At 42.7% G+C, this 12,893-nt stretch carries 9 protein-coding genes; 5 read left to right on the plus strand and 4 right to left on the minus strand.

What is annotated here, in order from left to right:
- Positions 1-39 precede the first annotated feature (39 nt).
- A complete protein-coding gene (locus KZC02_RS04125; RefSeq protein ID WP_221392954.1) occupies positions 40-975 on the plus strand; it encodes an ELWxxDGT repeat protein in 936 nt (311 codons plus the stop codon).
- Positions 933-3,458, plus strand: coding sequence for a DNRLRE domain-containing protein (locus KZC02_RS04130; RefSeq protein WP_221392955.1), 2,526 nt, complete (start codon positions 933-935; stop codon positions 3,456-3,458). The genes KZC02_RS04125 and KZC02_RS04130 overlap by 43 nt, the downstream gene beginning before the upstream one ends.
- Positions 3,459-3,608: 150 nt before the next feature.
- Here the strand turns inward: KZC02_RS04130 and KZC02_RS04135 are convergent, their stop codons facing one another.
- Genes KZC02_RS04135 through KZC02_RS04145 form a run of 3 tightly spaced genes read right to left on the minus strand, consistent with a single transcriptional unit; the run spans position 3,609 to position 6,781 of the window.
- Complete coding sequence (locus KZC02_RS04135; protein WP_221392956.1) at positions 3,609-4,928, minus strand: sulfatase; 1,320 nt, start codon at positions 4,926-4,928, stop codon at positions 3,609-3,611.
- Positions 4,929-4,955: 27 nt separating this feature from the next.
- Complete coding sequence (locus KZC02_RS04140; RefSeq protein WP_221392957.1) at positions 4,956-6,383, minus strand: sulfatase; 1,428 nt, start codon at positions 6,381-6,383, stop codon at positions 4,956-4,958.
- 8 nt (positions 6,384-6,391) lie between these two features.
- A complete protein-coding gene (locus KZC02_RS04145) occupies positions 6,392-6,781 on the minus strand; it encodes a hypothetical protein (protein WP_221392958.1) in 390 nt (129 codons plus the stop codon).
- A 308-nt stretch (positions 6,782-7,089) separates the two neighbouring features.
- On the opposite strand from KZC02_RS04145, the gene KZC02_RS04150 reads away from it, so the two are divergent.
- Positions 7,090-8,544, plus strand: a complete 1,455-nt coding sequence (locus KZC02_RS04150; protein ID WP_221392959.1) for a sulfatase — start codon at positions 7,090-7,092, stop codon at positions 8,542-8,544.
- A 25-nt stretch (positions 8,545-8,569) separates the two neighbouring features.
- Here the strand turns inward: KZC02_RS04150 and KZC02_RS04155 are convergent, their stop codons facing one another.
- Positions 8,570-10,501, minus strand: a complete 1,932-nt coding sequence (locus KZC02_RS04155; protein ID WP_221392960.1) for an LTA synthase family protein — start codon at positions 10,499-10,501, stop codon at positions 8,570-8,572.
- Between the two features lie 402 nt (positions 10,502-10,903).
- On the opposite strand from KZC02_RS04155, the gene KZC02_RS04160 reads away from it, so the two are divergent.
- Together KZC02_RS04160 and KZC02_RS04165 are read left to right on the plus strand one after the other, a co-directional pair.
- Complete coding sequence (locus KZC02_RS04160) at positions 10,904-11,584, plus strand: response regulator transcription factor (protein WP_221392961.1); 681 nt, start codon at positions 10,904-10,906, stop codon at positions 11,582-11,584.
- Between the two features lie 2 nt (positions 11,585-11,586).
- Complete coding sequence (locus KZC02_RS04165; RefSeq protein WP_221392962.1) at positions 11,587-12,843, plus strand: HAMP domain-containing sensor histidine kinase; 1,257 nt, start codon at positions 11,587-11,589, stop codon at positions 12,841-12,843.
- The last annotated feature ends 50 nt before the right edge of the window (positions 12,844-12,893 follow it).

A 12,893-nucleotide genomic window follows, 5' to 3' on the forward strand; every position in this document is an offset into this window, starting at 1 on the left:
AAATCGAACTTGTAAAGGACATTAATAAAACACCTTTGAGTGCCTTCTGATTATGTCCGTGAAGAAGCTGTTGCAAATAACCTGCTTTTCATTCTTGCAGGTGAAGGTTCCAACGGTTTGCAGCTCTGGAGAAGTGACGGAACAGACGAAGGCACATTCCGGCTTGCAGACAACTATCAGATACAAGCCTCTAACCCCACTTATCTGACCAGCGCCGGAACTTTTGTTTGTTTCAGAATGATATATCAGAACGACAACTGGCTGTTCAGGAGTGATGGTACAAATGAAGGAACCTACCCGCTGCATAAGCTCAGCAATTCGGGCTCAACATTCTGGGGAATAGGAAATATAAACGGGACTATGTTTTTTTCCGGTGCGCAGGATGCTGGCGGGCGTCAGCTCTGGAAGACAGACGGAACGATTGCCGGAACCCAGCTTGTCAAAGATTTTGGCATTTCAAACAAGGGTGAAACCGGACCTGAACAATTTTTCAATTTCAATGGCAAGCTATCTTTTGTGATCCATAACGAGGAGGAAATCGATGTGGATGCGGTTCTCTGGCAAAGTGACGGAACGGAGGCTGGAACTGTGCCTGGCCCTGCATTGAGCGATGGCTTTATCCAGCCTGCTGTAATGGGTAATTACGTTTATTTTCCCGAAGGAAGCAGTCTTAAACGAAGCGATGGAAAAACGATTACTACCGTTAAAGATGGTTTCATTTGGCTCCGCCAGCCATTTGTTGTGGGACAATCTATTTACTTTTCAGCCAATCATGCGGGAAGCGGGGAAGAGCTCTGGAAATCTGACGGCACTGCAGAAGGTACTGCATTGGTAAAGGATATTGTCTCCGGTGCAGAAGACTCTGATCCAACCGGGTTTACAGACGTGGCCGGAACTCTTTTTTCAAAGCGCAGTCGTCAGGCCACTGGCGGTTGTGGAAAAGTGATGGCAGTACCCAGGGAACAGTCCAGGTGAGCCATGTTGAGGTGAACAGCTATACTTACTTTGGACAAAATGATCTGGTGGCTGTCGGTAATCAGATCGTGTTTCCCGTAGGCGCTGCATCCACAGAGCTCTGGAAAAGCGATGGTACGGAGGAGGGTACGCAAATGCTTGCTTCCTTGGGAACCGAAATGCTCGGAAAGATTGGTGATGAAGTATATTTTGCAGGAACAAACAGCAGTGGTACACAACTCTATAAAACCGATCTGACGGTAGCCGGGACAAAGGCCATTACAAACAGGAAAACAACAGCCAGCTCTTCACCCCAGCAACTCACCGATGTGAATGGCACCGCATTTTTTATTGCATCTTCAACTGGAACAGGATATGAATTATGGAAAAGTAATGGTACGGAAGATGGCACTATAAGATTAAAAGAGGGGACCGATGAATATAAATATACGCCTCCTAAAAATCTCACCAACGTAAACGGAACCCTGTTTTATGTAGTGAATTCTACGGAGCTTTGGAAAAGTAATGGCACAGCCGAAGGAACAGTACAGATCCCGGTAGATGAGGATCCGAACTTTGGCGGTACTTTTAATCAATTGAATGCGTTCGGAGAAAAACTCCTTTTTGAACATAGAGGTGCTCTCTGGACATCAGATGGATCTGCTGCTGGTACCATACCGATTACGGAAAGAGTCTATGGTATTTCCGGCATCACCAACATCAACAACAATATTCTTTTTGGATCAAGCGATTACGGAGAAGATGAAAACGGCAATGAAGCAAGGATGAATCTTTGGAAATCAAATGGTTCTCCCGGAGGAAGTACGCTTGTCAGGAACTTCCCGCATACTTACGGTTTCAACCCTGTAACATTCAAAGGGAAGATTTATTTTGGTGCATGGGACGGAGTAAATAGTATCGAACTCTGGAAAAGCGACGGAACAGCACAGGGTACTCAGATTGTCAGTGAAGTAATTCCAAGCTTAGGTAACTTTCTGATGAAATCCGGGTCGTTGGTTAGTTCGGGAGATTACCTGTATTACATCACCAATGATGATGACAGTTTTCCACTGGTCAGAACGGACGGAACGGCAGGCGGTACAACCGTGATTAAAGACCTTTTCCCCGGCGGTCATCTGGGAGACTGCCGGCTCTATGCAGCCATGGGACTTGTTTTCTTTACGATGCATCATCTGGAAACTAACCAGGAATTGCTGTGGAGAACAGATGGAACCCCGGAAGGCACTTTTCAGCTTGCAGCTTTTGACACTTATGAATCCGGAGATGTTAACCGGCAGGAGACACCCATCCGGATAAAAACAGAATTGGACGGCAAGGTTTTATTTGTGCCCTTCGACAGGCAAAACGGCGATCAGCTTTGGGTGACTGACGGAACAATTAGAGGCACCAAAGCACTCACAACAACAGGTCCGAATCCCGCATATTTTACGGTTTCCCCTACAGTCAGCTTTGGAAACCTTTTTTATTTCCCAATGTACGGAACAGATACCGGCAGGGAACTCTGGCAAAGTGACGGAACCGAAGCTGGTACCCATATTACCACGAATCTGGACCCGGACGGAGATGCAGTATTTCGTGAACTGGCCATAATTGGAAATTCACTTTTCTTGTCGGCGGATAATGGAAGTTCCGGTGTTGAGCTTTACAAATACAAACTGCCTGATGATGAATATGTGACTATTTCCCCGATTGCAGATGCTTATGTCCGAAATGTGACATTTGAAAAAACAAATTTTGGTAATGAGCCTGAATTAAGTATCAAAGCAGGTAGTATCCGCAACTTTCAAAGAAAAACTTATCTGAAATTCCCATTACACGACGCTGGTGGATTCGTTTCTGCAAAGCTCAGGATATATGGCCATAATTATGAAAACAATTTAAATGTCAGTCTCGCAGTCAGGGGTGTTGAAAATGACAACTGGACCGAAACCGGGATTAACTGGCAGAATGCACCATCCGGCAACCGCAAAATCCTGGACTCAGCCTACGTAAATAACCAGTTACAATATTATGAACTGGATGTTACCGACTTTATCAGGACACAGCTTAATGGTGACAAGGTCGCCAGTTTTCAATTGACTAATCCGGCCGATCAGAATGTACGGCTTTTCTTTAATAGCAGGGAAAGCGCAGCCAATCCGCCCCAACTGATATTTACTCACCAAACCCACCCGGCTGCAAGACTGGCAGCAGAACAGCATATCATACCATCAGAAACCAAACCGGAAACATCGGGCATTTATCCCAATCCGGCTGGTAAACACTTTACCCTTTATGTGTCAAAAGCTCATACTGGAAAGATAGATCTGCAACTGATCAATTCATCAGGAAATTCAGCCTGGACTTCTAAATACCAGTCGGACCAACCGGTGTCAAAAGTGGAAGTAGATGTTTCTTCACGGCGCTTACCACCTGGCATGTATGTCATGAAAATTCAGTCGACAGCTTTAACTGAAACAACAAAAGTCTTGCTGACTGAATAGTAATTGGATCTATAATGATCCGATACAAACTGGTAAGACCTAAATCCTGTTCAAATGACAGATCATCAGCCTGAATTTTGTTTTTATTTCCGGAAATATTTATCTCGGGTATAAGCAGGCTGATGATCGTCCATTTTACGTTCAAATTTTTCAGATATCCAGTTTAACCCGCCAGCTTTTTAGCAACGCCTTCAATTCTGCTGCTTTTTCTGGTTTTTGCAAAGAGAGGTCAGTTGTTTCTGAAACATCATCTTTTAAGTTGTAAAGTTCGACGGTATTGGTGTCAAAAAATTCGATCAGTTTATAATCACCACTCCGTACGGCACTGGCAGATCGTCCGCCTAGAAAATGCGGTTTAGCTAACGGATAGTACCAAAACAGGTTTCTGGCTGGTAAAGTGGATTGTCCGGAAAGCAAAGGGCTGATATCAATTCCATCAGATTGACTGGCGCCTATTGCAGGTAAACCAGCCACAGCCGTAAGTGTTGGAAAAATATCAACATTAAGAATAGGAACATCGGAAGTGATACCCTTTTTAATTTTTTCAGGCCAGTAAACGATCAGTGGTACACGGATACCTCCTTCGTATAATTGCGATTTCCCTCCTCTCAATGGCGCATTGGTAGTCACTTTTGTTTCACCTCCGTTGTCCGAAGTAAAAATGATGATCGTATTGTTATCAATACCCAACTCCTTTAAAACGGTAAAGATATTCCCTACTCCCTCGTCAATGCTTTCCAGCATGGCTGCCAGTTCCGGGTTATTTTGTGTGGTGCCGGCTCCGGGTTTGTTTTTGTATTTCAATACTTTATCCTGCTTGCCGGATAACTTCGTGTGTACGGAATAATGTGATAAATAAAGAAAAAACGGTTTCGTCGCATTTTTCCTGATAAAACCTACTGCTTCCTGATTCAGACGGTCAGTGAGATATTCATTGTCATTTTTAGGTTTTACCTCCGGCAAAAAGAAATAGGGATAAAAGTAAGCGCCACCAGCAATGTACCGCGTTTCGGAACAAATAATTTCGTCCCAGCCATGTTTGACGGGTGAGCCTTTTTTCTTGTCATAATCACCCGTCAGGTGCCACTTACCAATAAGTCCTGTATGATAGCCGGCTTTTGTCATCTGTTCGTTGAGTGTCAGATAATCGGGCGAGAGAAATTTTTCATCCTTAACATCCAGATAATCAGTAATACCAGTTTTGGCCGGATACAAACCCGTCATTAATGCAACCCTGGTTGGGGAACAAACTGGGGCAGCAGCATAGGCTTGTGTAAATCTGATTCCTTGTTTTGCTAGTAAATCAAGTGCGGGCGTTTCATTAAACCTGTTTCCAAAACAACCCAGTTCGCTCCATCCCAGATCATCCGCCTGGATATAAATAATATTAGGCGGCGTTTTTTTCTGCGCAATTGAATAAGCCGGATATAAGACGGTTAAAAAAAATATCAGGAAATTTTTATAGTTCATAGCGTTGAATTTACTTTTAAGTTTCTGTTAATTTCCCGGAGCTTTTTTGGCATAAGCAATGTCAATTTCAGCACCTTTGTCGCCTTGCTCTTTCATCCAGGCATGTAACTTTTGCGTGTAATCAGCAATAATTTTTTTATAGGCAGGATCATTCGCCAGGTTATTTTGTTCATACGGATCTTTATGTATATAATAGAATTCTACCGGCGGACGGTTTACAAAGCGATTGGTTATCTTCTTTGCTTCTGCATTTTTATCTGCTTTTTCTATCCAGGAAAACCAGACGGTATTCCGGTCAGGCTTTTCGCGGTTCATCATGAACCTGTTATAGTACTGCGTGTCAGCAGCCAGATTCAGGATCAGCTTATAACGATTGTCGCGGATGCTTCGGATCGGATAAGGGTCACCTTCGGGAATATTATTATGAATGCCATAAGCATAACTTCTGGCAATCCGGCTCTTGCCTGATAAAACCGGAAGAAAGCTTTTGCCATCCAGCCCCGCAACCGGCTTTCCGCCGGCAATGTCAACCAGCGTTGGTGTAATATCCTCATACTGCACAATAGCACCGGTTTCAGCGGATGCCTTTGTTTTTCCCGGCCATTTCACAATCATCGAACTTTTTTGTCCCGAATCCCATAAATTCCATTTGGCACCCGGAAATTGTGCGCCCTGCTCACCAAGAAAAATAACTATAGTATTTTTATCCTGGCCGGTTTCGCGAAGCAGATTGGTGATATCCCCAACCTGGTTATCCAGCCGCCTTATTTCGGCGAGGTATTTGACATACTGCCTCCGCGTTACAGGTGTATCGACCCAGTCCGCTGGCAATTTCAGCTTGTTTTTATCGAACTCGGTTGTATCTCCGCTTGTCCAGGGCGTATGCGGATTTATGCTCATTACGAATAGACAATACGGTTTATCACTTGCGGTGATGTACTTTTTCACGTCATCAAGCTGGTACTCGTCAGTTGGGGAAACGCAATTCGGTTCAAAACCCTGGATGATATCAAAGGGAAATACATTTTTTGGCTTTGTGACGTGGTCTTTTCCCGTCAAACCAACTTTATAACCCAGATCAGCCAGATAATGACCGACACTTTTCAGATTGTCGTAAACCGGCTTGTGATTTTGAAATGAACCGTGATGCACCGGATAAAGCCCGGTAAAAAGCGAAGCCCGGGTTGGCACGCACATCGCCTCCGAGGCATATATATTATTGAATTTCAGTCCCTGCACAGCCAGATCGTCAATATGCGGCGTTTTCAGATTTTGTCCTCCATAACAGCTCAGTTGCCTGCTATCCAGGTCATCAGCCATGATGATAACGATATTTGGCTTTACCGGTTCTGGTCCTTTTTCCGCCCGTTCATACTCTGAACTTCGGAAGGCAAACAAAGCGGAAGCCGCCAAAATGATGAAGCACGTTTTTTTGGCACCTGGATTTAAATACATTTTTCGTTTCAAGCTGGTGTTGAAATTCTTTTACTCAATGCACTCGTACGCATTCCTTTCAGATATTTGGCCTTTGCATCTATCTGATCTTTATAGGAAAAATGAAGGCCCGTACCTGCTTTTATCTTAAAAGCTTCGATTGCTTCCTTGAGTTGTTTTTTGGAAATCCCACTGTATTGAAGTTGTAACAGCTGCGACCTGCCGAAATCTGAATTTTTGAATTTCCAGTACTTTGGATGGTTTTCCCCGATCGGCTGCCGGAAATCAATATCGTTTGTTTCTTTGATCAAAAGCTCGAAATCAATCGTCATTTCGCTCCGGTTCCGCGTAAACCTTCCGCGAACAATAATTTTAACAACTCTGCCACCACCCACGTAAAATACTCTTTCTAATATCATCTGACTATTTGTATAGAATATATCATGTAAAACCATAGTCCGGCAAATGGGTGGCTCAAAAGCGGAATTAATCTACTAAATTAATAGACAAAGTAAACTTAAAGAGTTTACTTTTGCAAAAGCCTCATGGAATTATTTAATTATCCTGTTTCATTTTATGATTTTACCAATTCTTTCCTGTGGATCGGAACATTTAAATTTTTAAATCTTATTGTTATATTTCAAAAAACAAATCCCGGTTCCTGTTTTTCACGGAAGTAATGAAGTGAATTTAAAATTGTACCGGACCGGCAAAACATCATCAGGCAATGAAAAAATATATTTACTCATTTTCATTCATCACACTTTTTCTGGTAGGCTGTTTTATCAAAGCAGATGCACAGAATACGCCAAATATCATTTTTATTATTGGGGATGATATCAGTTGGGACGATCTGGGCACATACGGAAATAACAAGATTAAAACGCCCAATCTGGATAAGATGGCAAAGGATGGAATGAAATTCACCAATATGTTCCTGACTGCGAGTTCGTGCAGCCCGAGCCGGACCAGCATCCTTACCGGCAGATATCCGCACAATACAGGTGCAGCAGAACTCCATACTCCCCTGCCCGCTCACCTGAAATTTTTCCCCGAAACCCTGAAAGAGAAGGGATATTTTTCAGCATTGGTTGGTAAGTGGCATGAAGGCCCGGTTACAAAAAGGGCTTATGACACTTTGCTTGTTAATAGTGCTGCGAATGGCGAAGGATCAGAACAGCAATGGGTTAACCTGTTAAAATCCAGGCCAAAAGACAAACCATTCTTTTTCTGGCTTGCACCTTTGGATGCACACAGGCCGTGGTCAGACAAAACCATTGGCACAAAGCACAATCCGGATACTGAAATTGTTGTCCCTCCGACTCTGGTCGACACCAAGGAGACAAGAATGGATCTTGCAGCTTATTACAATGAAATTTCCAGACTGGATTATTATGTTGGCGAACTATTGAAAGAACTAGACAGGCAGGGTATTGCAGAAAATACTGTTATCATTTTCACCGCAGACAATGGCCGTCCATTCCCCGGCAGCAAAACCCGGTTATACGATGCCGGGATTAAAACACCGTTCATCGTGAAATGGCCAAAAGCAATTAAACCCGGACAAATATGCCAAAGCCTGATCAGCAGCATTGATATTGCCCCGACCTTACTTGAAATCGGCGGGGCAAAAGCCAGCGAAACCGTTCAGGGAAAGAGTTTTATACAGCTACTCAATACACCCGACCAGGAGTTCAGGAAATACGTTTTTGCGGAACACAACTGGCATGATTACGCAGCCTATGAACGGTCGGTACGGAGCAAGGAATTTTTGTATATCATCAACAAAAGAACGGAACTGGATAACGGCGGCCCGATTGATGCAAACCAAAGCACATCAGCCAAGGCTCTGAAAGACGCCAAAGCAAATGGAAAACTGACATTGCTGCAAAAGGATATATTTGTTACTCCCCGCCCTGCTGAAGAATTTTTTGACAATTTTAAAGATCCTTTACAATCCCGGAATGAAATAGTAAATAAAACTTATTCTGTCCAGGTATCTGAGTTACGTTCCAAATTAAAACAATGGCAGGATGAAACCGGTGATACGGTACCCGAAAACCTTACGCCAGACTGGTATCACCGCGAAACCGGTAAGCCTTTACCTGAAAACGGCAAACGCGGCGAAATGCCCGGAAGTGCCAAAAAAGCAGACTACATCAATGCAAAAGGGCCGTTTTAAATTTTACACAAAAACGGATCATACCTCATTTCATCAATTTATTTTTGAACTGGTAACTCGCTGTCTGGTACCACGTAATTGCTTCTGTGGTCAGGTGTTTGTTTGTTAACGATGCTTTTTCTGATCCGTCTTTAAAATCCGGGATAAAGGTATTGGCAATGCGTTGTGGCCTAAGAATGATCAAAGTGTCTTTCCTGATATAACCCAGACTTTGGTAAGTACTGACAAACGCCCGTTCCCGTCCAGCTTCCAGTTTAAAAATATCATATCCGAAAAATTTACTGGTATAGGAAAAGTTCAGAAGTCCCAAAATAGTCGGGCCCAGATCGATCTGGCTCATTAAACGCTCCATTTTTGCGGGTTTGATAAAGTCCGGTGCATATATCAGGAGTGGAATTTTGTATTTGTTCACAGGCAGGTCAGCTTTTCCTGCACTCGAAGCGCAATGATCGGCAACAATAACGAACAGTGTATTTTTAAACCAGCTTTTTCTTCGCGCTTCCCGGATAAACTTACCAATTGCATAATCCGTGTATTTCACCGCTCCTTCCCGGCTGGTATGCGAAGGAATATTAACCCGCCCTTCCGGATAAGTAAATGGCCTGTGGTTTGAAGTAGTCATAATGTGTGCGAAGGCAGGTTTGCCCGATTTTACCGTCTTGTCTATTTCTTTCAGGGACAGGGTAAATAAATTCTCGTCAGCAACTCCCCAGATATTTTCATAATCGATATCCTTTTTGACTATACTCGTCCGGTCTACAACGGTATACTTATTGTTGGCAAAAAAGTAACCCATGTTATCAAAATAACCATAACCGCCATAAATGAATTTGCTTTCGTATCCTTTTTGCCCAAAGATCCTTCCCATTGAAAACAGCCCTTCATTCTTTGGCCGGCGAACGATGGATTGTCCGGGTGTGGGTGGTGTACAAATGGACAATGCTTCCAATCCCCGGACCGTTCTGGTTCCGGTTGCATACAAATTGGTAAAAAGCAAACTCTGACCGGCGAGAGAATCCAGATTGGGTGTTATGTTCTTATCACTTCCAAAACACCCAAGAAAATCAGCGCTCAGGCTTTCAACACTGATCAGCACCACATTCATCTTCTTTTCTTTTCCCTGATTTATGATTTTTCTTTCAATGCTGAAAGGATCGTTGTTCACAAACCGGCTTTCCGGCGTTCTGATTTGTTCCCGGATATTTCTGAATGCTTCTTTATCAGGAATTTTCTGGTAAAACTGTTCATAATCAAGCTCGTTGTTCAGGTAAGCAGCAAAGAGTTCATAAAGGCCATTTCCTGCCAGTTCGTTTGTATAAGTATTATCGCTGAATTGCCGGAACTTGTTATTAACCAGGAAATAGGATCCTGCCAGTAATAGTAAATAAATGAGCATTCCTATTGAACGCCGTTTAAAAGAATACGGCTCCGAACTGGCTGCTTTGATAGCGGGTTTCAAAAAATAAACAATCACTGCAGTTGTCAAAATCAGTCCGCTTACGATCATTCCCACGGGATACGACTGCCGGATATTTCCAATGACTTCGTTGGTATAAACCAGATAATCAACAGCGATAAAATTGAAACGGGAACTGAATTCATCCCAGAAAACCCATTCTGAAACTGCATTAAAAAGCAACCCGAAAATAAAAACGCAAAATGTTCCATAAATAGCAAAGCGGTGCCAGCGAAGAACGGAGATCCTGCGTGGTAATAACCAGGTATAAAGCATCAGGGGCAGGACAAAATAAACCGCATTGGCCAGGTCATAAAACAAACCCAAACCGAAGATCCCGGAAAAAGCCCTGAAAGTAAAATCTACGGCAGATGCCGATTTGATCAATAAAGCAATTCTGGTCAGGATAGATAAGGTTACAACAATGCAGACCATTAACTTCACCAGCGAAAAAGAACGTTTTTGAGGGATTTCAGCTGAAACTGTTTTATTATGATTCATTTATGCGAACTATAAAATATTGTAACTCCGTAATAATAAACCGTTACCAGCCGGGCCTTACTTTTTATTGGATTCCAAGTAGTTCCCGTATTGTAATCGGTATCCAAATGGTAAACCTATAGACAGATTCTGTATTTTTTCTGTACATCAAATTGCAGCGGGACAGGAATTGAAATAAACCTGTAGTACGGAGTAAGTTGTGGACGAGCGGCGAAAATACAATTAAAAGTAGAACGTACAAAACAGTAAGTTTACGGCATCTTTTGAGCATAATACTAAACTTTGCCGGTAAACGCCCTTTATTAAACGTTGACAAGGATTACACTACAGAAATAATCCAGATTCCGTTTTAATCTTTGAAAATTGAAGTGTTCCTGATGACCAGTAAAAAAGTTAGTTAAAATGAAATTGCTAGTAATTGAAGACGAAAGGGATTTATCTGACAGTATTTGCTCCTACCTGAATTCGGAGCAGTTTACCTGTGAAACTGCCTATGATTACCCTACTGCGCTCGACAAAGTGGTGATCAATGAATATGCGTGTATCATACTTGACATTACACTGCCGAATGGAAACGGGCTGGATATTTTATCGCATTTGAAAACATTAAACAAGATTGACGGTGTGTTGATTATCAGCGCCAAAAACTCATTGGAAGACCGCGTAAAAGGACTGAACAGTGGCGCGGATGACTATCTGACCAAACCATTTCACCTCTCCGAACTGGGTGCCCGGGTAGCTGCTATAGTGAGGCGAAAATCTTTCGAAGGCAAAACCCGAATCGTCGTCGGCCATCTTATCCTCGATCTGGCTGAACGGATTTTAAGATCAGGCGATGATCAGATTGCACTGACACGAAAAGAATACGAGCTCCTGCTTTATTTTTTAAGCAATAAAAATAAGGTCGTAACGAAGGAAGCTATCGTTGAGCATCTTTGGGGTGATGATATTGACATGTCCGACAGTTATGATTTTATATATTCGCATATCAAAAACCTGAGAAAGAAGCTGATGAATGCCGGTTGTCCCGATTACATCAAAGCCGTTTACGGAATGGGTTATAAATTCAGCCTGGATCACTAGCTATGAAACTATTTACACGCTACAACCGCATAAACCTGACTGTAATGGTTGTGCTGTTTCTGCTTTCCGGTATTTCTTATTATTTCCTGATCAATTATGTCCTGGTTCATGAACTGGACGAAGCGCTGGAAGATTACAGGGCCCGGATTGAGAACTTTGTCGAAAAGCAGGACCAGCTGCCACCGATCGCGCATATGGATGAAACCCTTGTTAAATATATCCCAACCTCTGAATCAGGCCGTCATCAGCAATTACAGACTGTAAATTTATCGGATGCACCGGAGAAAAGAAATCACAATTACCGGCAGCTTAGTTATAATCAAAAAGTAAAAAATACGTACTACCGCGTTACGCTGGCAAAACCGATTGAAGGCGTAAGGCTTCTTATCAGAACCGTTGTATTCATCACAGTTGCAATGCTCCTTATTGTCATTATCACTACGGTTGTATTGAACCTGGTTATTCTGCGTCGACTTTGGCAACCTTTTTATGCTTCTATGGCAGCTATGAAAACCTTTAAACTGGGTAAAAAACAAATTCCGGATTTCCCGTTTACCAATACGGAGGAATTTGATTACATGAACAAGCTGCTTGAAGATACAATCAGGAACGCCGAAACGGATTATCAGGTTCTTAAAGAATTTACAGAAAATGCATCCCACGAAATACAAACACCGCTGGCCATTATCCGCTCCAAACTGGACCTGGTAATTCAGGAAGAAGGCCTTTCGGTGAAACAAACACAGGCACTTTCCAGTATTTATTCCGGGATTAAAAGGCTTACAAAACTCAATCAGTCACTGCTTCTCCTTGCAAAAATCGAAAATAACCAGTTTGCTGAAACTGAATCCATAAACGTTGAAGAAAAGATTAACGAAAAACTGGAACAGTTCCAGGAATTCTGGCAAAACAGCGATATCAGCATAACAGCCAACCTTAGACCTTCCACAGTTGAATCCAACCCTGAGCTGTTTGACATTCTTCTCAGCAACCTGATCAGTAATGCAGGCAGGCATAATAAAGAAAACGGATCTATTTTTATTGAACTCTTCCCTAATAAACTCATTGTCGAAAACACAGGATCTCAAAATCCGTTAGACAACCAGCGGCTGTTCCGCCGTTTTTATAAGGAAGAACAGCACAGCCAGCACAACGGTCTCGGCTTGTCTATTGTCAAACAGATCTGCGATCAATTGGATATCGAAATTCATTATAATTATGTGACTGACAGCCATAGGTTTACGCTCAGCTGGAAATAATTTTTTGATTTATTATCCCGCATTTAACCTGTCTCTAAACTTTCTCCAGA

Source organism: Dyadobacter sp. NIV53 (assembly GCF_019711195.1).
In the GTDB taxonomy this organism is placed as follows: Bacteria; Bacteroidota; Bacteroidia; order Cytophagales; family Spirosomataceae; genus Dyadobacter.

Excerpts from the sequence above, each read along its gene's own strand:
- KZC02_RS04140 (WP_221392957.1), bottom strand. The coding sequence starts at position 6,383 with ATGTATTTAAATCCAGGTGCCAAAAAAACGTGCTTCATCATTTTGGCG.
- KZC02_RS04135 (WP_221392956.1), bottom strand. The coding sequence starts at position 4,928 with ATGAACTATAAAAATTTCCTGATATTTTTTTTAACCGTCTTATATCCG.
- KZC02_RS04165 (WP_221392962.1), top strand. The coding sequence starts at position 11,587 with ATGAAACTATTTACACGCTACAACCGCATAAACCTGACTGTAATGGTT.
- KZC02_RS04160 (WP_221392961.1), top strand. The coding sequence starts at position 10,904 with ATGAAATTGCTAGTAATTGAAGACGAAAGGGATTTATCTGACAGTATT.
- KZC02_RS04145 (WP_221392958.1), bottom strand. The coding sequence starts at position 6,781 with ATGATATTAGAAAGAGTATTTTACGTGGGTGGTGGCAGAGTTGTTAAA.
- KZC02_RS04150 (WP_221392959.1), top strand. The coding sequence starts at position 7,090 with ATGAAAAAATATATTTACTCATTTTCATTCATCACACTTTTTCTGGTA.
- KZC02_RS04155 (WP_221392960.1), bottom strand. The coding sequence starts at position 10,501 with ATGAATCATAATAAAACAGTTTCAGCTGAAATCCCTCAAAAACGTTCT.